The 24,600-nt window shown below is 43.6% G+C and carries 19 protein-coding genes and 3 pseudogenes; 9 read left to right on the top strand and 13 right to left on the bottom strand.

Annotated features, from left to right (window positions below):
- Positions 1-101 precede the first annotated feature (101 nt).
- The 6 genes from IM496_RS07950 to IM496_RS07925 all read right to left on the bottom strand — a co-directional run bounded on the left by IM496_RS07950 (position 102) and on the right by IM496_RS07925 (position 5,904).
- Positions 102-263: an AAA-like domain-containing protein gene (locus tag IM496_RS07950; RefSeq protein WP_265578363.1), complete on the bottom strand. Its 162-nt coding sequence runs from the start codon at positions 261-263 to the stop codon at positions 102-104.
- A 130-nt stretch (positions 264-393) separates the two neighbouring features.
- Positions 394-1,605 carry a glycosyltransferase gene (locus IM496_RS07945; RefSeq protein WP_194017690.1) on the bottom strand — a complete coding sequence of 404 codons (1,212 nt, stop codon included), beginning with the start codon at positions 1,603-1,605 and terminating at the stop codon, positions 394-396.
- A 76-nt stretch (positions 1,606-1,681) separates the two neighbouring features.
- Positions 1,682-4,342, bottom strand: coding sequence for a methyl-accepting chemotaxis protein (locus IM496_RS07940; RefSeq protein ID WP_287661684.1), 2,661 nt, complete (start codon positions 4,340-4,342; stop codon positions 1,682-1,684).
- A 93-nt stretch (positions 4,343-4,435) separates the two neighbouring features.
- Positions 4,436-4,966, bottom strand: a complete 531-nt coding sequence (locus tag IM496_RS07935) for a chemotaxis protein CheW (protein WP_194017694.1) — start codon at positions 4,964-4,966, stop codon at positions 4,436-4,438.
- Positions 4,967-5,061: 95 nt separating this feature from the next.
- The gene (locus IM496_RS07930; protein WP_110579001.1) at positions 5,062-5,427 is read right to left on the bottom strand and encodes a response regulator; all 366 of its coding nucleotides are present in this window, start codon (positions 5,425-5,427) and stop codon (positions 5,062-5,064) included.
- Positions 5,428-5,811: 384 nt separating this feature from the next.
- Entirely contained in the window at positions 5,812-5,904 is a 93-nt protein-coding gene (locus tag IM496_RS07925; protein WP_228009813.1) for a DUF4388 domain-containing protein, read from the bottom strand.
- Positions 5,905-6,565: 661 nt separating this feature from the next.
- Between IM496_RS07925 and hmpF the strand changes: the two genes are divergently transcribed.
- The 3 genes from hmpF to IM496_RS07910 all read left to right on the top strand — a co-directional run bounded on the left by hmpF (position 6,566) and on the right by IM496_RS07910 (position 10,112).
- Entirely contained in the window at positions 6,566-8,206 is a 1,641-nt protein-coding gene (hmpF, locus tag IM496_RS07920; protein ID WP_194018360.1) for a pilus motility taxis protein HmpF, read from the top strand.
- Between the two features lie 603 nt (positions 8,207-8,809).
- Entirely contained in the window at positions 8,810-9,034 is a 225-nt protein-coding gene (locus tag IM496_RS07915) for a hypothetical protein (protein ID WP_104396687.1), read from the top strand.
- 268 nt (positions 9,035-9,302) lie between these two features.
- A complete protein-coding gene (locus IM496_RS07910; protein ID WP_069475044.1) occupies positions 9,303-10,112 on the top strand; it encodes a squalene/phytoene synthase family protein in 810 nt (269 codons plus the stop codon).
- A 299-nt stretch (positions 10,113-10,411) separates the two neighbouring features.
- Here IM496_RS07910 and petD read toward each other — a convergent pair whose 3' ends face one another.
- Together petD and petB are read right to left on the bottom strand one after the other, a co-directional pair.
- Complete coding sequence (gene petD, locus IM496_RS07905) at positions 10,412-10,894, bottom strand: cytochrome b6-f complex subunit IV (RefSeq protein ID WP_002738373.1); 483 nt, start codon at positions 10,892-10,894, stop codon at positions 10,412-10,414.
- A gap of 51 nt (positions 10,895-10,945) precedes the next feature.
- The gene (gene petB, locus IM496_RS07900; RefSeq protein ID WP_002738970.1) at positions 10,946-11,614 is read right to left on the bottom strand and encodes a cytochrome b6; all 669 of its coding nucleotides are present in this window, start codon (positions 11,612-11,614) and stop codon (positions 10,946-10,948) included.
- Positions 11,615-11,852: 238 nt separating this feature from the next.
- On the opposite strand from petB, the gene IM496_RS07895 reads away from it, so the two are divergent.
- The 4 genes from IM496_RS07895 (at position 11,853) to IM496_RS07880 (ending at position 16,654) form a co-directional block, all read left to right on the top strand.
- Positions 11,853-13,289 (top strand): circularly permuted type 2 ATP-grasp protein, encoded by a 1,437-nt coding sequence (locus IM496_RS07895; RefSeq protein WP_104396685.1) that lies wholly within the window; start codon positions 11,853-11,855, stop codon positions 13,287-13,289.
- An 82-nt stretch (positions 13,290-13,371) separates the two neighbouring features.
- Complete coding sequence (locus tag IM496_RS07890; protein ID WP_194015911.1) at positions 13,372-14,373, top strand: alpha-E domain-containing protein; 1,002 nt, start codon at positions 13,372-13,374, stop codon at positions 14,371-14,373.
- Complete coding sequence (locus IM496_RS07885; RefSeq protein ID WP_287661683.1) at positions 14,373-15,239, top strand: transglutaminase family protein; 867 nt, start codon at positions 14,373-14,375, stop codon at positions 15,237-15,239. The genes IM496_RS07890 and IM496_RS07885 overlap by 1 nt, the downstream gene beginning before the upstream one ends.
- A gap of 242 nt (positions 15,240-15,481) precedes the next feature.
- Positions 15,482-16,654: an RNA-guided endonuclease InsQ/TnpB family protein gene (locus IM496_RS07880; protein WP_287661682.1), complete on the top strand. Its 1,173-nt coding sequence runs from the start codon at positions 15,482-15,484 to the stop codon at positions 16,652-16,654.
- Between the two features lie 481 nt (positions 16,655-17,135).
- Here IM496_RS07880 and IM496_RS07875 read toward each other — a convergent pair whose 3' ends face one another.
- Together IM496_RS07875 and IM496_RS22665 are read right to left on the bottom strand one after the other, a co-directional pair.
- Positions 17,136-18,452 carry a pentapeptide repeat-containing protein gene (locus tag IM496_RS07875; RefSeq protein ID WP_502861715.1) on the bottom strand — a complete coding sequence of 439 codons (1,317 nt, stop codon included), beginning with the start codon at positions 18,450-18,452 and terminating at the stop codon, positions 17,136-17,138.
- Between the two features lie 491 nt (positions 18,453-18,943).
- Positions 18,944-19,202, bottom strand: a pseudogene (locus IM496_RS22665) (pentapeptide repeat-containing protein); the annotation flags it as partial.
- Positions 19,203-19,503: 301 nt separating this feature from the next.
- Between IM496_RS22665 and IM496_RS07865 the strand changes: the two are divergent.
- Both IM496_RS07865 and IM496_RS07860 read left to right on the top strand, forming a co-directional pair.
- Positions 19,504-19,785: pseudogene (locus tag IM496_RS07865) on the top strand (DUF29 domain-containing protein); the annotation flags it as partial.
- A 118-nt stretch (positions 19,786-19,903) separates the two neighbouring features.
- A pseudogene (locus IM496_RS07860) lies at positions 19,904-20,059 on the top strand (DUF29 domain-containing protein); the annotation flags it as partial.
- Between the two features lie 243 nt (positions 20,060-20,302).
- Here the strand turns inward: IM496_RS07860 and IM496_RS07855 are convergent.
- From IM496_RS07855 to sufD, 3 genes are read right to left on the bottom strand one after another with little or no spacing between them, the layout of a single operon-like run.
- Complete coding sequence (locus IM496_RS07855; RefSeq protein ID WP_287661681.1) at positions 20,303-21,808, bottom strand: RluA family pseudouridine synthase; 1,506 nt, start codon at positions 21,806-21,808, stop codon at positions 20,303-20,305.
- Between the two features lie 33 nt (positions 21,809-21,841).
- Positions 21,842-23,104: a SufS family cysteine desulfurase gene (locus tag IM496_RS07850; protein WP_287661680.1), complete on the bottom strand. Its 1,263-nt coding sequence runs from the start codon at positions 23,102-23,104 to the stop codon at positions 21,842-21,844.
- Between the two features lie 55 nt (positions 23,105-23,159).
- Complete coding sequence (sufD, locus tag IM496_RS07845; RefSeq protein WP_287661679.1) at positions 23,160-24,485, bottom strand: Fe-S cluster assembly protein SufD; 1,326 nt, start codon at positions 24,483-24,485, stop codon at positions 23,160-23,162.
- Positions 24,486-24,600 lie beyond the last annotated feature (115 nt).

Genomic DNA, 24,600 nt, shown 5'->3' with positions numbered 1-24,600 from the left:
GGTTGAGTCGATGGATACTTTCTCGGAACTTGCCTTTTCTTTGATCCGCCTCAAACCCCAGAAAAACCCTTATTTCTCCAAAGGGTTAACGGCTATGAGCCTTATAAAGCAAGCTTTTTAACTGTTCTGTCACCCCTTGAGAAAGCCAATACCAGTGGCTGTTTTATCTCTCGTAAAATATACTCTTCAAAATAAATTGTCCAACTCATTTTAATTCCTATATTTTCATCCCAATAATCATCTAATTTGGCTTCTAAATTCAACTGCCGTCGGAAAAATCCTCACAGGAGTTGACTAGACAGGGTTTTAGCAATCAGATGTACTGCATTTAAACTGCCTATTGGCAATTTTAGTACAGTGGCTGCTCCCAATCTTGCCAACAACTCTGAACAGTTACTTTTCATCCTTCAATACACTTGCTCCCAGAGCTTTTAGGGTTTCTTGCAGCATTTCAGCGCGAGAGATATTACCCTGATCTTTCAATAATTGTAGGCCTTTTTGCCAAATCTTGATCGCCTCATTATAACTACCGAAAACTATATAAGCCACCCCTAGATTTTGGTAAATAGTGGGATTATCGGGGTTTAACTTGAGAGCTTTTTTATAAGCTTTAATCGATTCTGGTAGCCGGTGCAGTTGTTTGAGAACCAGTCCTAAATTATAGTAACCATCGGCATAGCTAGGATCAATTTCTACGGTTTTATCAAAGACAGATAAGGCAGCTTCGTATTTTTCTGCTTCGTACAATAACCCACCGAAATTATTATAAGCACCCAGTTTTAATTTATCTAAAATTGGCTGCTTAATCGCTTTAACAAAATGATCGCCTGATTGCTTAAATTCCTCCACTGAATAATAATAATTAGCGAGATGATAATATAACTCGTATAAAATATGTGGATTAGAGCCATGGCATTTTAAACCATGTTTGAGCAGCTTAAAACCCTCTTTATCCCTGCCAATCTTCAGATATAACCCTCCCAATTTACTACACACATAGGGATCGTGGGGATGTTGTTGATAAAAGCCCTCCATCGCTTTTCTTGCCCGTTCAAACTTATCTAGGCTGGCTATTTTATCGACGGTGTAACCGTAGTGAAATATCGCAATTTCTGGCAGTTCAACTATTTTCCAATCAGGCTCTTTTTTTAATAAAATAGCCACATTATCATCAATAATTGAGTGATAGGGACGGGTAAAAGTGACTTGAGGATGTCGGCGAAATAGCCGCGAAATTAGAGAATAGGGTGATTGTATGGCTCCGATTTCATGGCGGATTAAATTAATAACTAAATTTTCCTCTTTTTCCATAGCCCGACGCATTTTCGGTACGATAGCGGGATTTAATTCCTCATCGGCATCAAGAACTAAAATCCAATCACCAGTAACATATTTTAAAGCCTCATTTCTGGCATCGGAAAAATTACCCCGCCAATTGTAGCTAGGAACTATAGCACCGTAACTTTGAGCAATAGCAATCGTATCATCGGTCGAACCCGTATCCATAACGATCATCTCATCCACCACCTCTTTAACGCTATCCAAACAGCGCCGGAGATTTTCGGCTTCATTTTTGACAATCATGCAGAGACTAAGTTTAGGCATAACTTTATCAACTCTAGCGGTTAATCTTGAGCGATAGCAGCTGATCAATAACCCACTGATTACCACTCATCGATTATTAATTATCTTCCGAGTCTATCTTAAACCGTTCTACCGAAGAAAGCAGCTCCCGGGAGATACTCACCAATTTTTGCAAAGAACCCGCCACCTGTTGAGATTCTTGGGAAGTTTCCTGAGCGGTTAACTCCACCGACTGCATAACTTGGGCGACATTGAGGGAATTTTCCCGTTGTTTGACCGTATCGGCGGTAATCGATCGCACCAGCGTATCGATGCGGTTAGAAACTTGGATAATATCTTCTAGGGACTTCTTCGCCTGTTCCGAGCGCTCGGTGACATCGATAACCTGTTGAATCCCCTCCTCCATTGCCGTCATTACCGAACCCGTTTCCGATTGAATCTGTAAAACGATCTGTTCAATTTCCTTAAGAGATTTAGCAGCTCTATCGGCCAACTGACGCACCTCATCGGCCACCACCGCAAAACCGCGGCCCGCATCTCCCGCTCGCGCCGCTTGAATCGAGGCATTAAGAGCCAATAAATTAGTCCGCGAGGCAATCTGAGAGACTACCGCGACAATTTTCGAGATTTCCTGGGAAGCTTCCGCCAAACGCTTGACTTTTCGCGCCGTTTCTGATACGGTGTCGCGGATTTGCAGAATTCCCGCCACGGTTCTTTCCACGGAATCACCCCCCTTTAGAGCGGTAATCGAGGAAGTGCGGGCGACTTCTTCGGCTTCTCTGGCGTTTTCTGCCACCCGTTGAATTGAGTCGGTCATCATCTGTACCGAATTAAGGGTGACGGCCAATTCCTCCGCCATCCGCAGGGCATCGCTAGACTGATTGCGGGCGAAAGATTCACTATTAGTACTGGCTTGATTCACCTGTTTTGCCGCTTTTTTCACCTGTCGGACAATTTCGCGCAGGTTTTGGATAGTCAAATTAAAAGCATCGGCCACCGCCCCTAAAACATCGGCACTTACCTCCGCCTTCACGGTCAGATCCCCCCGAGCCGCTCCTTCCACATCATCGAGAAGTCGAATCACTTGCCTTTGTAGATCTTCCCGTTCCCGTTCCGTTTCGGCGGCGCGGCCTCGGGCCTGGGTGGTGGTAGTTGCCACCACCCAGGCCATCTGATTGAAACGATTGGCCAGTTGACCGAATTCATCTTCGGAGTAGATCTTCGCTTTAGCGTTAAAATTGCCTTCCGAGAGATGATCGAATTGGCTTTGCAAATCCTCGAGACTGCGCTTAATCTGACTAATTAGCAACTGTAAACCTAGCCAAGTTAGGGCAAAAGCTCCCAGTCCAGTTAATAACATCTCGGTTAGTACCGGTTGACTGAAAGGGGAAAGGCTGGCTGGGGCTGGTTTCGGGGCAACTTTTTCGGTTTTTTCCTTGCTATTCGGGCCCGGTTTGGCAGCCGATAGAGAAAATAGCCAAGAGGTGGTACTAACGGCAAAAATTAAGATTACAGGGGTAATACCCGCTAAAGCCGCTAGGATTAGTTGTTTTTTGCCCAAAGAAGCATTGACAAAAAAGGCCAATTTGCCCGGATTGACTTCCACCACTGGCCGGAGCAGGCGCTCGGAAACAGGACCAAGATGACTATCTCTTGTGTCATCGGGGATTTCTAGACGAGAAGGATGAAAACTAGGCTCTCCCACAGCAGAACTGGCATTAAGGCGCGCACTGGGTTCGGGGACAAAACCAGCAGTTAAAGCTTCCTCTCCCGAACCAGTAAATAGCTCCGATTCCCCCACTTCTTCGGCTATATCCGTCAGATGCAGTTGGGAAAAACCGTCTAAATCCTCATCATTGAGTTTTAGTTCTCTAAAATCTCTGGCTTCGTCTCCCTCGTATCTTTTTTGAGTGACTCTGCCCTGATTAAGGTCAGTTTTCGCCCCTTGTCGGTGGGGCGGTTGCGGATCAATGGCAAAAGTGCCTGGTTCTAGGGTATCGGCATAGGATAACTCCTGATCTCTCCCGGTGACGGGATTTTCCCGCCAGTCAGAGGAAGCCGTAAAAGTGCCTTCTCCCGTTGACCCGAACCCACCGCCCCACCCTTCCTGGAGCGAGTCAATCTCCGCTGCTTCTAAAAAGGGGAAAGGGGGTTCTCCATCCGCAAAATCCCCAGACCAGTGGGAACCTTGAGAGTCTGAACCAGCCAGGATAAGGGAACTAAAGGCGGTTGCCTCGGATTCCCCAAAATCATCGCCATAGGAATCAACTGTACCCGCCGTAGGCTCTCCGAGATCCTCGTCATTAAAAAGACCACTATCCCAGTCCATTACCTCCTGTTGCCGCTCGAGAGCAGCCGCTTGCGACCCCCCGGACAAAGAATTGCTGAAACCTTGACTGGGATCGAAAGCTGCCTCACTGTAGGCGATGCTTTCCGCAGCAGCGATCATAAAATCTCCATTCTCGGCTTCAAAACGCAATTGCTGAATCTGATCGAGACCCCGTCGAGCATAATCTACTAGATCAAAGAAATTGGCAGAATTTTTAGCCAATTCCAGCACTTTTTCGTAACGTCCCTCGGCCAAGCTGTATTGTTGTAGTCCTAGATAAATATGTCCCTGTAAAAGGATGACATTGGCATCATCGGGATACTTGCTGATCATTTCTTTGACAATGACGGCGGCACCCTCAAGGTTGCCCTGGCAATAGGCGGTGTTCGCCTTTCCATAGAGTTTCGCATATTCTTTTCCTGACGGCATTTGCCCCTCCCCTAGTAAAGATAAAGTGATCAAGTAGTTAGTGGTTTCAAGAAATAATTACTATAAATGCTATTCTGCTATTTTTTTGAGGTTTTAAGCCTCCCAAAGGGTAGAACGGAGTATGGCCAGATGATCGAGTAGTCTTAAGGTTTTTTTTGATTCTTGGCCCAGAATCCACTTTCCCCGCACATAGGGGGCAATCTGATCGGGAATACTGACGACACTACCTAGTTGATCTGAGTCGAGCCATTCCACATCTCCCAAACGTTGCACCGCTAAACCGAGGATCGTTTCCTGTTCTTCAATCACAATTACGGGAATTTCGGATCGATCGGTATTTAAGCGGCTGTTATCCCCCAAAAATTGACCGAGATCCGCCACCCAGATCACTTGACCCCGGAGATTGATCGCACCGAGGAGCAAGGGTGAAGCATTGGGAATTGGGGTAATGCGATCGAGTGGTTGCTGTATTACCTCGCGAATGCCCACCGCACTAAGGGCAAACTCGTCCTGAGAGGGTAGATAAAATCGCAAGTGCAGTTCACCGACGGGGGTTTGTAATTCCTGAGTGTCGGGGGCGGTATTTTGAGCGTCGCCAGTAAAAAAATCGCTATCGTTAAGCATTTGTTTTGTTCTCTTGCAACTAATAAATAGTTCGGTCAGCGTTTTTACCCGTCTTGACCTATAGCATAGCTAGACTGTCCCCAGTGAAGGCGATTTTATCGGCGCAGCAGTTGTTTAACAGTGCAAATGAACTCAATCGGTTTAAAGGGTTTGACAATGTAGGCATCGGCTCCGATTTTCATGCCCCAATAGCGATCAAAGACTTCCCCCTTCAAGGAACAAATGACCACGGGGATATTTTTGGTTTTTGGATCCGACTTGAGACGACGACACACCTCATAACCATTGAGGCGGGGCATGACGATATCGAGGACAACGAGATCGGGATTGCCTCTCTGAATATGTTCGAGGGCTTCCACCCCATCTTTGGCAATCGTGACCTTAAGGCCGCTATTGCGGAGTAGATCACAGATCAGTTCCCGTTGCGTTTGGCTGTCTTCTACCAGCAATATTTCCCTCATAACTCCCTACCTAGCTAGGCCGCCAAGCATAACAAGGGAAAAAGAGGCGCGATAATAGTTCCCGTTGACCCGATGCTCCGAAATTGCTCCCATTTTTGCCTCCAACGCAATCTGAAATTTATCAGGGGGTTTCCCTCTCAACCAGCAGTCATAACTCATTTTCGCTCAAAGGTTTGTTTAAATAATCGGTTGCCCCCACTATTTTGGCTTTTACCCTTGCCAGCAGCCCCCCCTTGACAGGTTAAACCGTCGAGTTTTGGTAGGGCGATATCCCAGAGAATGAGAGCAGCTTCGATCTCTATAGCCTGAGCGAGAGCTTCTCACGAAAAAGACCCCAGTAATAGTTGGAATTTTCTAAAATACTCTCGACTTTTTCACCAATACTCAGATCGTCATCAATAGTTCTCCTGTTCTTTGTCCTAATTCAATCAATTGTAAAATACTGGGAATGTCAATCTCATTGAAGCTTCCTTGCATAATTTCTCGGAATCTCCCCCACTAGACGCTATTTCTTTTAGTCTAGAATAACCTAGAGCAGTTATCTTAATGGTGAGGTACTAAGGTCTTGGGTAATACTGGAAGAGTAGGTGTTAGTCTGGAGATGATGCCAAGTCTCGTCATACTTCATCTTGAGGAGAAACGCTGTCTTCCTTCCTCTTGTCACTAATAATAAATCTGATAAGCTAATTATGTAAGATATTTTTCAGTAAGCTTTGCTGCATTTAAACTAGCCTTGGCAATTTTCAGTACAAAAGGTCTAGCTTTCTATCCTTGCCTCTCGCTCTCACGCCGTCTTAACCGATCATTTAGATGTGTGGTCAGCTTATTCAAACTGCAGCCAGAGGTAAAAGGGGTGAGAAAACCTGAGCCGATTTATGATATGGACTGCCGAATTTTTTGAGACTAGGTCAGTAAATTGGGGCTGAAAAATCTTCAAAAATTTAAAATTTTCCAGTGGGTAAGAGGAAAAATTGAGAACAAATGTATGTCTCAAAAAGAAAAACTCGAATGATAGAAAATAAAAATTTTTTGGCAGCCGATGGGTACACTGAAACCATAGACAGGCCGCTCCTAGCCTCGATTATCAACTCTCTCTAAAATCAATTACAAAAACTTTCATCACACAGGAAGACTACTCGTGCTATACCTTGCAGAAGTAAAAAAACAGACTAGAGGTTTTATCAGCGGTTACAAAACTGAATTGAAACTATTGGCCTGTCAGCATAAAGATCAGACGTGGAGTGCCATAGCGGGGAACGATATCTTAACCTACGACGAAACTAACTCCATAGGAGAAGGTGCGCTTCTTTTGGTGAATTTGAGCGATAATCGTCAACTGCAAGGAAACCCGGAATTAGCGGGAGCAGAGATGGTGCGACAACTGCAAAAGATTTCCCGTTTGATCGAGCGCAATAAGGAAGATCAAGAGAAAATCGATCAGTGGAAACAATCCCTCACCTATCAAAGCGAGATTCTCAACCGCCAGAAAATGGAAATGGAGGCAAGAATTGAGCAAATTGAGCGAATAGAAGCAGAATTCGATTATTTAGAGGGCAAAAGACAAGAACTGGAAAACCTAAAACAACAATTGATCGAGCAACAGCGACACCTGGAAGAAGAACAAATAAATTTCAACTCCTCCCCCAATCTTTCCCCAGAACAACAACAATTTATTCGTTCTCTAGCGGAGAGTTTAGCTAATAATCACGATCTGGGTAATTCTCCCTCACAAATTCTCTATTCAACTCTTGAATCTGTGCAGGGACAACAGACAATTTTAAATAGTTGTTGGCAGAGTTTAGAGGAGCAGAAAAAAGCTGTAGAAAATCGTCAGGTCGCCAACGAACAAATGCTCAATCATCTCGAACAAAGAGCCAGGGAATTACAGACAAGTCGCAGTGCTTTGGAAACAACGAAAATACAACTACAAATACAAGAAACTGTTCTGAGTCAAAAACAGGAATTATTTGATCGCCTTAACCTCACCCTACAAACCACTGATTCTACTCGACAAATGCTTCTTCGTCTCGCCCAAGCAGCAGACCTAGATTTTGATGGTAAAATCGATCTAGAAGCTCTTGAAAAAATGCCTTTGGAAGAATTGGAGAGCTTAGTTAACAATTTACAAACAGACCTCGATCGCTTGGAACTTTTTGTCAATGACCAAGAGGAAGAATTAACTCTCCAATCCCAAACCGTGGAAGAATTAGAAGCAAGAATGACCACAATAGATGAATCCCAGCGAGCTAATTTAGCAGAAGAATTAGCCGAGGAACAGGAGAGAAAAGGAATGCTGGCGGAAACTTTGGTCGGACAGAGACGTAATCTTCGAGAAAGGCAAGCTATTCGCTCTCAACATCTGAAAATTCTGCACCGGAGACAAGGAATTTTATCCCCAGAAGATGCCCAAAAATGTAGCTTTGAACCAGTGTTAATTATCCTGGAGGATAGTTATCAAAATAATCTCCAAGAAAGTCAACGTTTAGCCGCAGAAATCAAGGAGCTACAAGAGGATTTACAAAAAAACAGAGATACTATTGATGAGCAATGGTCGGATTTAGAGCAAAAAACTCGTGAATTTGAAGAACAGGAGCGACAATGGCGCGATGCTAATCTGGCATTAGTGCGTTTAAAAACTCAGATACAACAGTACGAAACTTTCCTGCAACCCGTGCAGGATCATCTCGATCAAATCCGTCAAAAACTAGAAAATATCTCCCATTGGTTTATACCTATGGAGTCTAATGTTATTGCCTATGATTACGCTATTAACAGTTAGGCTTAATTAGGGTTCCTGAACAAATAATACAGGGTAATTCAGAAAAAGATTTCGCCCTTCTTGCCGATAACTTTTATAGCTTTTTATCTATGGATAAAATAATTTAGATCAATTTAACTCTAGGTTAGATGTGGTATAGACTAGGATTAGTAATTTATACTCAGATAGTTAGGGCTTGCTGAATAATAGTAAAACCCTTGTTGGTTAAGACTTTTAGAGTTTTTGTAAATCAAAAAGTACCAGATATGGGAGTGATCGAGGGGAAAATTCAGGGACTTTTTCCCTGAAAATTAGGTAATTGACCCCTTCAAAATCGGTAAAACCCTACACCCCACACCCCACACCCCACACCCTGCCCCCAAGAAAAACTTTTTGCCGCAAACCCTAGTTATGAGACAATCCGATCGAGAAATAATGATTTTAGCGGCTGTGGCCTCCCTCTTAGCGGTGGTGGCGGAAGTAGTGATCGCTTTTTAGATAAAAAAAACTGATTTACGGGGTTAAAGTCTGACAAAATTGGCAATCAATGCCGAGGAAAGATATCGATACAATGCTTGTAACAGGGGCGGCAATTGCGATCGCCTCGATCGGGGAAATTAAAGCATGAGTGTTAGTGTAACGGGTCAGGTAAAAAGAATCGAAATAGGCACGGGAACTTGGGCATTAATTGCCGATAACGGTCAAACCTACGAATTAATGGAACCGCCCGCCGAATTAATCCAAACAAAGGCAAAAGTGACAGTTATAGGTCAAATTCGCTCAGATGTGATGACTCTGGCCATGATCGGCCCGGTTTTACAAGTGATCTCCTTTCAATCCCTGCCATGAAGCCGCAAAATACTGTTTAAAAACGGGCAAAAACCGCTTTTAAGCCTGTAATCTCGAAAAATTGCCGTAATTGTCTCTCAGCTATACGAGAAAGAAAAATTGTCAAGAAGACCCTAATGGTTGATTTTTTCGAGAATAATCGGGAAATTTTGAATAATCATACTACAATAGACAGCAACTTTGTCTTAGGAACATCGGAATCACCTAAACCGATCTATCTGATTGGTTTAACTCGTAGTTACCTAAGTTGGCGTGAGGAGTGGACTGAATGAATTTGCGCGATAATGCTTTAACGATTCTGCAAGAAACGAGTCGAACTTTTTATATTCCCATAAGTCGTTTACCGGATCGTCTGCTCGAGGCAGTAGCCTCAGCTTATCTCTGTATGAGGGCGATCGATGAAGTAGAAGACCATCCCGACCTAGATAACTTCAGTAAAGCCCAGATATTAAGACAAATTAGCCTGAATTTACAAGCAGGTACCCAAAATTCTACCAAAGAGGATTTTACTTTTGGCTTAGTCCATCGGGAGATTTTGCCGGAAGTAACCCTGAGAATTGGCGAATGGGCAATGTTAGCACCGGATTCGATCGCCCCCCGGGTTTGGGATGCCACGGCGGCCATGGCCGATCGCATGGCCTACTGGGCCGGGAATAACTGGGATATTCGCACAGAAGTGGAATTAGATCAATATACCTTTAGTGTGGCCGGTGCCGTGGGTTTATTGCTGTCTGACCTCTGGAATTGGTACGACGGCACTCAAACTAATCGCAGTTATGCCATCGGTTTTGGACGGGGTTTACAAGCGGTTAATATTGCCCGCAACCATGGGGAGGATCTGCGCCGGGGGGTAAGTTTTCTGCCCCAGGGTTGGACAATTAGTGATATTCATAATTATGCCCGTCGTAATCTGAAATTAGCTGATTATTACACTCAATCGCTGCCGAAAGGGCCGGCACTCGATTTTTGTAAGATTCCCCTCGCTTTAGCCCATGGCACTCTCGAAGTCCTAGCTTTAGGTAAGGAAAAACTCAGCCGCAGCGATGTCATCGCTTTGGTACAACAAATTACCCGTTAGAGGAAATCACAATTAGGGTTGGCTGAATAAATCTAAAAACCTTATTGGGTAAGACTTTTAGACTTTTTGTCAATCAAAAAGTACCGGACTGGGAGTGATCAGGAGGAAAATCCCTGGACTTTTTCCCTGAAAATTAGGTAGTTGACCACCTGAAAATCGGTAAAACCCTACACCCCACACCCCACACCCTGCCCCCAAGAAAAACTTTTTGCCGCAAACCCCAATTAAAATTGCCCACGATCGCTCTTCCAAAGTCAGGAATCACAAGCGTGGGCAAAAAACCGGTGAAGTTCAGTAACTTAGAACAAACCGAGAGTTAAAGATATATCGATGGGGAAAGTGGCACCAATACCTAACCAAATCGTGACCACAGTACCAAATAGGAAGATAGCGGTAGCGACGGGACGACGGAAAGGATTTTGGAATTTATTGACGCTTTCAATAAAAGGAACTAACATCAAGCCTAGGGGAACGCCAGCCATGCAAGCGATACCTAGAAGTTTGTTAGGAAGAATGCGGAGAATTTGGAAAACGGGATAAAGATACCACTCTGGCAGAATTTCTAAGGGAGTAGCGAAAGGATCGGCAGGTTCACCGATCATGGTGGGATCCATAATCGCTAAACCGGTGCAGAGTCCGATTGTACCGAAGATAACCACCGGGAAGACATAGAGTAGATCGTTGGGCCAAGCGGGTTCACCGTAGTAGTTGTGACCCATCCCTTTAGCCAACTTAGCGCGTAGAGCGGGATCGCTGAGATCGGGCTTTTTTAATGTGGACATGGATAATGTCTCCTAAAAATGATTTCGGATCGACAGAGATATTTTTCTGAATTATAGAGGCCCAGAAATGCCTTGTTTACGGATCATCAAGAAATGTAGCAACATGAAGACCGCGATCGACCAGGGTAGTACAAAGGTATGTAAGCTGTAGAAACGGGTTAAAGTTGCTTGACCGACGCTTTCGCTACCGCGCATCAGGGTGACGAGTTGATCACCGACGACGGGAATAGCAGCAGGTACACCAGAAACGATTTTAACCGCCCAGTAACCCACCTGATCCCAGGGTAAGGAGTAACCGGTGACACCGAAGCTAACGGTGATTACGGCCAGGACAACCCCAGTGACCCAGGTTAATTCGCGAGGTTTTTTGAAGCCACCGGTCAGATAGACGCGGAAAACGTGCAGGATCATCATTAAGACCATCATACTGGCGGACCAGCGATGGATAGAACGAATTAACCAACCAAAGTTAACTTCGTTCATGATGTACTGTACGGAGGAGAGGGCCTCTGCTACGGTGGGTTTGTAGTAGAAGGTCATGGCGAAACCAGTGGCAAACTGGATCACGAAGCACACAAGGGTGATACCACCCAGACAGTAGAAGATATTAACGTGGGGGGGAACGTATTTGGTGCTGATATCATCAGCGATCCCTTGAATTTCTAAGCGTTCCTCAAACCATTGATAGGCTTTGGAATCCGTTACTTGTTTGGTAAACATCGCGTAACCAGTAAGAAAAATGAAAGATTTAAGGTGTGACCTTTAAAAAATGTAACACAGTTTTCAGGGCTAATTCTCGCTCTTGTCAGGTTTCTCCACCGGTGGGGATCAATTGGCGATCGCTAGACCCGAAAAACCGCTAACTTCCTAAAATTTCCCTTAAAATGTCTCCTAGACTACAAAAAATCAGGCCAATTGTCCGACACTGGGAATAGGTAAGGTATGCAATGAGGTCAGTGTGCTATTAAATACCTACGATCCCGAAGGCTTCTACGACGAACTATTCTTAGATGATGGTCAACCTCGTCCCCACGCGTCCCCTTTAATCAAATGGTTGCAGAATCTGCCGCCCCAAGAACTTCAACAACACCGGGAAACCGCTCAGTCGGCCCTGTTTGAATTGGGGGTGACTTTCAATGTCTATAGCGACAATCAAGGGGTAGAAAAAATCTTTCCTTTTGATATTATTCCCCGAATTGTCGCGGCTGAGGACTGGGATTATTTAGAAAGAGGACTGAAACAACGCATCAAAGCTCTCAATCTTTTTCTCTCCGATATCTACAATGATCAATTAATCATTAAAGATGGCATTATTCCCCCCGAATTAATCGCCTCGGCGACGGGATTTCTGAAACCCTGTCTGGGACTGAAACCCGCCGGAGGTATCTGGTGTCACATCACGGGGACCGATTTAGTCCGCGATAAGGATGGTCAATGGTACGTTTTAGAGGATAATTTGCGGGTTCCTTCCGGTATTTCCTATGTCCTGGAAAATCGTCGGGTAATGAAAAGCACCTTCCCCGATATTTTCCAGACAATGAATGTTAAACCGGTAGATGATTATCCTTCCCATCTGTTGGAAACTCTCCTTAATTTAGCACCGCCCCAATTACCTAATCCCACCGTAGTAGTTTTGACCCCCGGAACCTATAATTCTGCCTACTTTGAACATTCTTTTATCGCCCAACAAATGGGGGTAGAATTAGTGGAAGGGCGTGATTTAGTTGTCTTTGATGGTTATCTACAAATGAAAACCACCAAGGGATTAAGACGGGTAGATGTGGTCTATCGTCGCCTCGATGATGACTTTTTAGATCCGGCGGTTTTTCGTCCCGATTCGATGTTAGGTGTACCAGGGTTATTAAAAGTTTTCCAGGAAGGTCGCGTCGCTTTAGCTAATGCTCCTGGTACGGGAGTCGCCGATGATAAGGTTATTTATGCTTTTGTCCCGGATATGATCCGTTATTATCTGGGAGAAGAAGCGATTTTAAATAACGTTCCTACCTATCTTTGTTGGCGAGAAAAGGACTTAGATTATGTCTTAAATAATCTCGATAAATTAGTTGTAAAAGCCGCTAATGAGTCGGGAGGTTATGGGATGTTAGTCGGTTCTCAAGCTACCCCCGAACAAAGGGCAGAATTCGCCCCACGCATTGCCGCTAATCCCCGCAATTATATCGCTCAACCGGTGTTAAGTCTTTCTAGGGTTCCCACTTTAATTGACACGGAAGTTGAAGGTCGTCATGTGGATTTACGTCCCTATATTCTCCATCGTGGCGATGAAATTTATGTGCATCCCGGGGGGTTAACTCGCGTAGCTTTGAAAAAGGGTTCTTTAGTGGTTAATTCCTCTCAAGGTGGTGGCAGTAAAGACACTTGGGTTTTAACCAAGTAATCAGGACAATGATCAAAATTTTGGTGGGTTAGTAACCCACCCTACCCTTTTCTTTTTTCTTTTCACTTTTTCCCAGTTAATTATGCTTAGTAGAGTTGCTGATTCAATTTATTGGTTAAATCGCTATATTGAACGGGCGGAAAATGTCGCCCGGTTTATGGATGTTAATCTTAATTTAATGTTAGATGTACCTACCAGTGTTTTGCAACAGTGGGAACCTTTGGTTTTAACCACGGGAGATTTAGAACAATTCAAGAAACGTTACGGCACAGCCACCGCAGAAAATGTGATCAATTTCTTGACATTTGACACGGAATATAGTAACTCAATTATCTCTTGTTTGCGCTGGGCGCGAGAAAATGCTCGGTCAGTTCGCGAGATTATTTCTTCGGAAATGTGGGAACAGGTTAATGGTTTTTTCTTGATGGTAAAAGATGCTTCCTCTTACCATCCTCAAACTACTTTACCGAACTTTTTTACCCAAGTTAAATTGGCTAGTCACCGTTTTGCGGGGGTAATGGATGCGACGATGACTCATAATGAAGGTTGGCATTTTGGCGTTATGGGAAGATTACAGGAACGCGCCGATAAAACCGCCAGAATTCTTGATGTTAAATACTATTATCTCTTGCCTTCCGCCCAATGGGTAGGAACTTCTCTAGACCAAATTCAATGGATTGCTTTACTGCGGTCGGTGAGTGCCTACGAAATGTATCGTAAATGTCAACGACGAATTACTCCTAGTGACGTGGCCGAATTTTTAATTCTTAATCGAGAATTTCCTCGTTCAATTCACTTTTGTCTGCGGGAATTAGACCACTGTTTACATCAAGTTACCGGTACTCCTGTAGGAACTTGGGGCAATTCAGTAGAAAGAAGTTTAGGGCGACTTTGTGCCGAAATGAGTTATCTAACTATCGAGGATATTATTGAAATGGGATTGCATGAATTCCTCGACCATATTCAAAAAAGAGTTAATGATGTGGGAATAAAAATGACAGAAACTTTCTTTGTTTTTAATCCCGAACTTGCCCCACCTCTGCCAGTAAATAACTTTCAATATCAATCCCAATTAATAACTTAATGCGTTATCACATTCGGCATCAAACTAACTATTTCTATAATCAACCCGTGATTTTATCACCCCATCTGCTGCGCTTGCGGCCAAAATCCGATGGTGGGCAAACTTTGCGAGAGTTCACGCTCAAAATTAACCCAGAACCTTTAACAATAACTAATATTATCGACCTCGATGGCAATTCTTGTTTACAAATTTGGTTTAATCAACCGACGGAAGAATTATTGATTGATGTGGTGAGTGAAGTGGAAACCCATGGGGTTAATCCTTTCCAGTATTTATTGGAACCTTGGGCGACCTGTTTACCCTTTGATTATCCCATTTCCCTCCACAGCCAATTGCAACCCTACAGACAATTTTATGGGTTAGCTAATGACCCCGATGTGGCAGCATTAGCCCAGGAAGTTATGCAGGAAACCGAGGGACAGGTGCTATCTTTCCTGTTTAATCTTAATGACAAAATTTACCGAAATTGTCAGCAAATTATTCGTATTACCGGGGAACCCTACCTACCCGGAAACACTTGGAAAAATAAGCAGGGTTCCTGTCGCGATTTGGTGGTTTTATTTATGGATGTGTGTCGCTGTGTGGGATTAGCTTCCCGTTTTGTCAGTGGCTATCAAGAAGGAGATTTAGACCAAGGAGAAAGACATTTACACGCTTGGGTAGAGGTGTATTTGCCGGGGGGCGGCTGGAAAGGTTATGATCCTAGCCATGGATTAGCGGTGAGTGACCGTCATATAAGCCTCGTTTCTAGTCCAATTCCCCGTTATTGCGCGCCGGTAGAGGGAAATGCTCGACCGGTTAATCTCGGTCATCAAGTGATAGAATCTCAGCTATCATCGACAATTTCCATCGATTTGTTATCTTGAGGATGATTCTTTATGGCTAAAGGATTTGGCACAGCAACAAAAGGACATTTAGGCTATGTTTTATCTTGAATGTCGGGGTGAAGACCCTCGCTTTTAGCGACGGGATGAAACCCCGACCAGTATAAAACAGCGAAGCACGACATTTCGACAGGCTCAATGTAAAAGCTCAATGTTCACTAAAATCTTGACAATCCGATGCTCTACAGGTTAACTTAAAATAAGTTGTTTGAGGTCGATAAACAATGATTGTCTTAGAAATGAAAGCCGTGGTTAAACCAAGTCAGTGTTCTGCCATTGATGAAGCTATTCGTACAGTACAATTCATCCGTAATAAGGCTTTAAGGCTTTGGATGGATGCCAAGAGAGAAGACAAAATCGATAAATATTCTCTCAATAAATATTGTGCAGTTCTCGCTAAACAGTTCAAGTTTGTCGATACTCTAAATTCTACTGCTAGACAAGCATCGGCCGAACGGGCTTGGTCAGCTATTGCTCGTTTCTATGACAATTGTAAGAAAAAAATAAAAGGTAAAAAAGGCTATCCCAAGTTTCAGAAAAATAATCGTTCTGTGGAATATAAAAACTGTGGGGGGAAACTATCAGAGGATAGAAAGAAAATAACTTTCACAGATAAGAAAAACATTGGGACGGTTAAACTAAAAGGAACTAGAGACCTAAACTTTTATCCTATAGACCAAATTAAACGAGTTAGAATTGTTAAACGAGCGGATGGTTATTATGTCCAATTCTGTCTTAGCGTTGATATTCGGGAATATGCTAAACCCCTAGAACCAACAAAAAGATGTGTGGGATTGGATGTAGGTTTAAAAGTTTTCTACGCTAATAGTGATGGGGAAACAGTAGAAATACCGCAATACTATCGCCAAGCAGAAAAAAGATTAAACCGACTGAATCGGAAGAAATCTAAAAAGTTTAGAAAAGGTCAACCCCAATCAAACAACTACCAAAAAGCTAGAAAGAGATATGCTAGAAAGCATTTAAGAGTAAGTAGGCAACGTAAAGGCTTTGTCGAAAAAGAGGCATTGCGCGTCATTAAATCTAACGATTTCATAGCTTACGAAAACTTAAATATTCAAGGCATGGTAAAAAACTCTAGAATAGCTAAATCTATTAATGATGTGGCTTGGTCAACTTTTCGGCAATGGTTAGAATATTTTGGTTTTAAATATGGTAAGGCTACGGTAGCAGTAGCCCCCCATAACACGAGTCAAAACTGTTCTAATTGTGGTCAAAAAGTCCCTAAATCTCTATCGACGAGAACCCATGTTTGTCCCCATTGTGGCTATGTAGAAGATAGAGATATTAACGCCGCTATCAATATTCTCAAAAAGGGACTAAGTACCGTGGGACACACGGAAACTAATACGCTTGGGGAGAGATTCCCTCTGGTTTGATTGGATACGTCCTGTCAGATTAAGGAAACTCAGTGAACCAAGAATCCCTCGCTTAAGCGCGATGGGAGTGTCAATGTTGTGTCCTACTGCTAATACCTAGGGTCTGCTGAAAAAGTTTTTCCTGGGGGTAGGAGTCAGGAGTCAGGAGTCAGTAGCCAGTCGTTTCAGGCTTTGTTGCCCTTGTTTTTTGTACCAAGCGATGTACTACAAGAAGGATAATGCAAGGTTTTTGAAAGTCCCAATCCTATTTTCTTGCACTAACATCGGACTTTAACAGGTCAAAAGCCTTATTTTAAAAGGGTTTTACCATTATTCAGCAACCCCTACCTATGCGGCTAATTATAGTTTAGATGGGGAAGGAGACAAGTTTATTGGGGTTACTAATAGGTTAGAAATGGCGCAAGTTTGGACTAAAAAAAAGTGCGACAAGTCGATGCTATAGCCCTAACTAGAACTGCGCTAAAGCGCAACTACAAACCTATCAGAAGCCTAATGTTTTCAAAATTATCGGTAAGGCTTTTTGACAGGCTTGGGCAAGTTTGCTGGCAGGTTCCAAAGCTTTAGCAATTGTTTCGAGAAAATTAACCGCTCGTTGGGCTTTCTTTTGCAGTCCGGCATCATCAGGATTTTGACTAGCTTGGGCAATCTTTTTCACTTGGTTGGCGGCTTCGGCTTTTTCCTCTTCATCTAAATGGCTGTCAATTTCAATCGCCTGGGTTAGTTCTTGCAGTAAGGCTTTGAGTTGGGCATTTTCTGGGGAAGCATCGGCTGCAATTTGGTTAATGGTATTGGTTACATCGCCGATGATTTCGCCGAAATTGACGGCAGAATTATTAATATCGCGGATGGTAATATTTTGGGAACTGTCGTTACTATTGCTCATGGCTTTTGCCTCTACATGGATGGGACGGTTGGCGAGGGTTTTGGTAATTTCCATCATATCAACACTTTGTTGGCGATAGATGGCAATTTCTGTCTCTTTGGCGGTGAGTTGTGCCTTATATTGGGCTTCAATGGCTGCGAGTTGTAGTTGATAATTTTGGTTAAATTCTTGATGAATTTTCTCTTTATCAGTGTCGGACGGTACATGGACTTTTACCACTATCACGCCATCTCCTTTATTGGCAATGCTCTGTACCTGAAGCGGCGTGTCTTCGTTCTGCACTTGCACTTCTTTTAAGGCGGCAATGAAAGCTTTCCAATCTACCCCATTGCGGAAAATGAGGTCAACGGTGTCGAACATTTCGGCAAATAATTTAGTAAATTCGCCCGGTTGAAATTCGCCACTACTGGGGCGGCGCTCTTTTTGCCCATTAAGCAAGTAAATATACTGGCAGTCCACCTCATCCAGTTGGGTGGTGGCATCAATATTCCAATTTTCCACGCAAGCACCCGTCAGGGTAGCATGGCGCAAATCGGCATTGACGGCGTTGACTTCGCTGAGGTTTGCCCCCGCAAGGTTGGCGTATTGCAAGCTGGCTTCACTGATATTCGCTAGGCGCAAGTTGGCAGCTTGCAGGTTTGCCCCCTCCAGGTATGCCCCCCGTAAATTGGCTTGGGCAAAGTCTTTTCCGCTTCCGGTGCGGGAATCAATCAAAAATTCTCTAATTTGGGGATTGGCTAATAAGGTATTGCCGGGGCGGGCTAATTCCAATTTAATTGCTTGTTTAAAAATTGTTTTATTCAAGATTGCCTGATTAAAATTGGTACTTTTTAAGGTGGCTCCTGTAAAATCCGCCTCGGTTAAATTGGCTTGAAAAAAGGATGTGCCACCAATAGCAGCAAAGGCTATCACAATTTTACGCAACCAAGGATCGCGGTGTTCTTGTTTAAGGGTCAGCCAACTTATTGACCCCAATAGTAAGTATAAAATGATAGTGAATATCTTTGCAATAGATGCGGATTCCGTCGTTAGACCCGCATAGTTTAACAGAAACACAGAGAAAGATATAGCAAAAGCTAATAGATAAGATACCGCTTTAGAACTAAAGATTACAAGAGCAAGCCCTATGCTTAACGTGCACATGACGATTGCGGCAATAGCTAGTGCTCCACCCATAAATACAGCCAGAAAAATAGGAAAAAGGAGTAGCGCAGAAATAGTCAGAATGAAGGCTCCAGTTACAATATTTCTACGGAAGATAATATAGCTGATAAAAGATAATGAGATCGACAAGATACTGCCTGCAATTATTCCCCAAGTCTTTGCATTTTTTGGATTCCCACCTACTTGATCTAACAGAATGGTTCCATCAAACATGGGAATGACAATAACTGAAGCCAGCAATATAAAAACACTGGAACCCAGAATAGATAATAATATGACAAACAATAAAATCACCACCCAGCGCTTCGGCAATCCCGCCTTCGCCCCAGCAAACTTCGTCCCCGTCAAATTCGCCCGACTAAAGTTTGTCCCGCGTATATCACAACCACTGAAATCCGCCCCCGCTAAGTCCGCGCCGCGAAAGTTACCGCCTCGCAAGGATTCCCCCCGGAAATCCCGCCGCCCGTTTTTGTACTGTTCAATAACTGCTGCTGCCTTCATGGCCTACGAAATTGCCATACTATGCCCTCAATCTTACTACAAGTCAGAAAGCGGGTTTCTTGAGAGAATCCGATTGATACTCCCACCCCAGCGCTTCGGGATTCTTGGTTCAACGAGTCCACGTTCAAAAACCTGGCATTTTTAGGGGCAATCGCGTCAGGTTCCACACCTCACGTTCTAGAATATATCTGGATTTCCCCCATAGATATCTAGTACAATAGCCGAAAAACCCTATCTATCAATGGATACACCCATTAACCTTTCTTAATCTACTAAGTAATTTTCTATGGAGAGTTAAATTATGTCGTCAACTGCCTACGAAACTGATTATAATCAATGGCTAAAAGAGACGGTAAAACAGTTACGAGAGCGCAATTTTGAGCAGGTGGATTGGGATAATTTAATTGAAGAAATCGAGAGTATGGGGAAAAGTGATAGACGAGCTTTAATGAGTCTGTTAACCCGTCTTATCGAACAGCTTTTAAAGCTGGCTTATTGGCAAGAAGAAAAAAAACGGTCAGGTAATCATTGGGCGGCAGCAATAGTCAATTTTCGCGCCCAAATTCAGCATCGTTTAGAAGATAAGTAGGTAGGCGTTAAAAGTTGTCAGATCCCCCCGCCTGTCGGCACCCCCCTTATCAAGGGGGGCAGGGGGGATCGAACCTAAAATCCATTTTTAATTTAATTATAACCAGCTACTTAGTCCCAGCTTACGGCCAGAATTAGCGGCTATGTATGATAAAGTTTATCCAGTGGCGATTAAATCGGTTTCTCAGCTTTTTTCCCTCAATTCAGACGCTCATATATCCCTCGAACAAATATTAGATGATAATTGGTTTCCCCCGGCTGAAAAATAGTTCTTCATTAGGAGTAATACTGAATCCGTTGACTATAGGCTAGTTATGAAAGACAAATATATAAATTTGCTGGCGGATTTTGCTCACCATAGCCAGTTGAAGTATATACATCACATTATACATTACTAAAAACGTCGTGAATCCTAACGGCCAGTTTTTTATATATATCTGAACTTCCCCCATAGATATCTACTACAATAGATGATCTCATATCTATTTTCTGACCGTTAGCAATTATCGCTCTCAAAAGGGAGTGGGAATGATTAGGTCAATTTTAGTTTCGGTCTGAGGATGACGAAAAGATAATTGTTTAGCGTGTAGGTATAAACGGTCAGACTGCTTACCATTATACAAAAAATCGCCTAAAATTCCTATCCCTAATCCCGCTTGACTATGAACGCGAATTTGATGAGTTCTTCCCGTGTAGGGAATAAATTCGAGGCGAGAATAATTGCCTTCTTTACCGATAACTTTAAAATAGGTTTGACTAGCTTTTCCCCTTTGCCAGTCCACAGTTTGATAGGGTCGATTTTGCGGATTTCCCCAGAGAGGTAGGTCAATTATACCCGATTCTTGCTCAATAATTTCTGGTAATATAGCTTCATAGATTTTCTCCACTTGTCGCTGTTGAAATTGTTGGGATAAACAACGATAAATATCTAAACTTTTAGCTAGTAATAATAATCCCGAAGTTTCCCGGTCTAAACGATGAACGGGAATGACATTTTTTCCCTGACGACGAAAACGATGAACCACGGCATCTTGACTATCTTGATAACGTCCTGCTACCGATAATAATCCCGCGGGTTTATTAATAGCAATTATTCCCTCGTCTTCGTAGATAATTTCTAAGGATGAACGTAAACCAGAGAGTAAAAAACCCATGAGAGGTTGACATCTTTCTTGACAAGCACCATAAAATTCTCCCTGTTTTCTATCTCGATTCGATTCTCCCCACCAAAATTCGGCCATGGCGATGGGTTTTAATCCTTTCATGGCGGCATAATTTAATAATTTCGGGGCGCAACATTCCCCTGTTCCCGTCGGTAACAAATTACTGCCCATCAATTTAGCTAAGGAGAGAGATTGTCCAGAAAAGTTATTTAAACAGTAGGATTGATACAGCAATTCCTGTAACTGTTTGGAGAGGTTCCTACGCTGTTGCTTAAGTTCAATAATTCTCTGATTGGCTAAGTTTATTTTCTCAATTAGTGGTTCTAAAACTTGTTTTTGTTCCTGTTTTAATTGCTTTCTTGCTCTTTTTTCCTGACGACTGAGATTATTTAACTTTTCTAATTCTTCTGAGTTTAAATTTCCTAAATTTCTTAGTCTATCTCGTTCCTGTTTATGGTTTTGATGTTGTTGCTGTAAAGCTTGTATTTTGCGCTCAAAATTTGCTTGATTGAGTCGATATAAATTATGTTCGGGAATTGATTTTAAAGTGATAATTTCCTGTTTAATTGTTTCTAAAAGTTGCAAAACTCGCTTTTCTTCCAGCACAATTTTTTCTCTGCCCACTAGGGACGGAACCCAGCCGGTGGCTTCTCCCTGTCCAGAAAAAGCTTTTAAAATTTCTATTTCGCCAGCAGCATTTTCTCCTAACAAAATTCCATACATTTTACCTTGAGGATTGGTGATAGTTGTCATCAAATCTTGGGCGATTTTTTCAGCCAAAAGAGTGCGGGGCAAGCGCAATAACTCGCCCGTTTCGGGACAAATTCCTTGATAATAATAAGTAACTTCCTTCACTCTTTAAGAACAGGAAAAGGGCTAGAAATCCCCCTAAGAAAAACAATTGGCAAAGAAATCGATAGTTTCCTGTAGGGCGACAATAAAGCGCTCGATTTCTTCACGGGTATTATAAAAATATAGACTTGCCCGCGCGCTGCCAGAAGCATCAAAAAGGCGGTGTAGAGGTTGGGTACAGTGATGACCGGAACGAATAGCGATTCCTTCGTGGTCTAATAAAGTAGCTAAATCACTAGCATGAATCCCTTCCACATTAAAGGCGGCTAAACTAGCCCGACCCTGGCCCGTTAAACTAGGTGATGGCCCGTAAATTCTTAAACCCTCAATTTCTCCCAGTTTTTTGAACAAATAGGCGGTTAACTCTTCTTCGTAGGCATGAATATTATCCATCCCTAAACCCATTAAATATTCTACTGCAGCACCGAGGGCAATCGCTTCGCCGATAGCAGGGGTTCCCGCTTCAAATTTGTGGGGCAGTTCGGCACAGGTAAAATGGTCTAAATAGACTTCTGCAATCATTTCGCCACCACCAAAAAAGGGCGGCATTGCCTCTAAAATGGCCTCTTTGCCGTACAAAAATCCAATACCGGTGGGGGCGCACATTTTATGACCACTAGCCACCAACCAATCACAATCTATGGACTGCACATCAATGGCTAAATGGGGGACACTTTGACAGGCATCAATTAATACTTTCGCCCCGACTTGATGGGCAAGGCTGACTATTTCGGCAACGGGATTAATACAGCCTAATGTATTAGAAACATGAAGGACAGCAACTAATTTAGTTTTGTCAGATAACAAGGATTTATATTGTTCTAAATCAAAGCTTTCTTCGCTGGTTAATGGCACATATTTAATCACCGCCCCCGTCTTTTGGCAGACAATTTGCCAGGGGATTAAATTACTGTGGTGTTCCATCACCGAGAGAATAATTTCATCCCCTGCTTTCAGGGTATTTAACGCCCAACTGTAGGCGACTAAATTAATCGCTTCCGTGGCGTTGCGAGTATAGACAATTTCCTGACGAGAAGCGGCATTAATAAACCTAGCCACCTTATCTCTGGCCCCTTCGTAGGCTTCCGTTGCCCGGACACTTAAAGTATGCGCCCCCCGATGCACATTGGCGTTATCTTTTTCGTAATAGTTTCGCAGGGTTTCTAATACTTGAATGGGTTTTTGGGAAGTGGCGGCACTATCGAGATAGATAAGGGGTTTATCGTGTACGTTTTGATGGAGGATAGGGAAATCGGCGCGGACTTTTTGGGCGAGGGTTTTTTCTTGGATAATTGTCATTTTAGTCAGGAGTCAGAGGGGTACTTTGGGCAGGTTGACACCCACCCCGGCAGAGTTATTCCACACTGCGACAGGCGACACATTGCCCCAATCTTTGGCGGAGGGATTCTAGAGGAATTTTAGCTAAAATCTCGGCCGAGAAAGCATCAATTAACAAACTGCGGGCAGTGTCGGCACTTAAGCCCCGGCTTTGCAGATAGAATAAATCATCTGCTTCCAGTTGGCTAATGGTTGCCCCGTGGGAACATTTGACGTTATCGGCGGTAATTTGTAATTCCGGTTTGGTGTTGACTCGTGCCTTGTTAGAAATTAACAAATTCCGATTTAACTGGGAGGCGTTGGTTAATTGGGCGGGTTTGGGAACAAACACTTTACCATTAAAGATGGCGTGAGCGCTACCATCAACGATACATTTATGCAGTTGGTTGGCGATGCCGTGGGGATGGTTGAGATAGATAGCGCTGTGGGTATCGGCGGTTTGTTGTCCGGCAATCATGGCTAATCCGTGCAGATTTGTCTCGGTTTGTTCTCCTTTTTGCAGGATATCGAGGTTATGACGGCAGAGTTTAGCTCCTAGATTTATCTCGTTGAGAGTGTAACGGCTATCGCGCCCTTGTTCAATTATCGTGCGTCCGATGTGAAAACCATCTCCCGATTCCCGTTGTACTCTGGTATGGATGACCTCGGCGTTGGCTTCGAGGTAAATTTCGGTGACAGCGTTGGTAAAATAAGAGTAATTTACGGGTAAATCGGAGCAATATTCGGCTAAAGCCCCGTAATTCTCGATAATATTGACACTAGCTCCTGTTTCCGCCACGATGAGGCTATGGGGCTGATAAAAGCGGGGAATTTCCTCCACAACGGTGATAAATAGGAGATGTATCGGGGTTGTGACGACGGTGTTAGCGGTGACGTGAATTACTGCCCCATCGCTTAGTCCAGCTTGGTTGAGTGCGGTAAAAAATTCGGGGGTTTTTTCTTTGCCTAGATAGTTGACAAGAACATCTTTTTGTGCATTGGCAAGATTGCCGACGCTGACACCGGGGGGTAAAGCGGAGATATCGGACAATTCAGGCTGATAAATGCCGTTAACGAAGACTAGGTGGCTGTTTTTGGCTTCGGGCAGTAAAAAAACAGCTAGGGCATTTTTATCGATTGTAACGGTTTGGGGGGCGCGAAAATCGATCGCCCAGAGTTGACTTAAATCGGTGAATTGCCATTCTTCGTCTTTTCTGCCAGGAATGGCTAATTCTTGAGCTTTACTGGCTCCCGATTCTCTTAATTCGAGAATTTTACCGTTATCGATAGTGGGAACCGTTTCTCGCGACAATTTTAACAATAATTCTCCTGATTGTTCAGGTTTCGTGATTATGGCTGTCATTGGTAGGAGGGGGTTGGGGGTTGGGGTGTGGGGTGTGGGGTGTGGGGTGTGGGGTGTGGGGTGTGGGGTGTGGGGTGTGGGGTGTGGGGTGTGGGGTGTGGGGTGTGGGGTGTGG

The sequence above is a fragment of the Microcystis sp. M049S2 genome, from assembly GCF_020245625.1.
Lineage (GTDB): Bacteria > Cyanobacteriota > Cyanobacteriia > Cyanobacteriales > Microcystaceae > Microcystis > Microcystis ichthyoblabe_A.
Note: the sequence above shows the minus strand (reverse complement) of the source record. Positions and strands in the feature narration are given on the sequence as shown.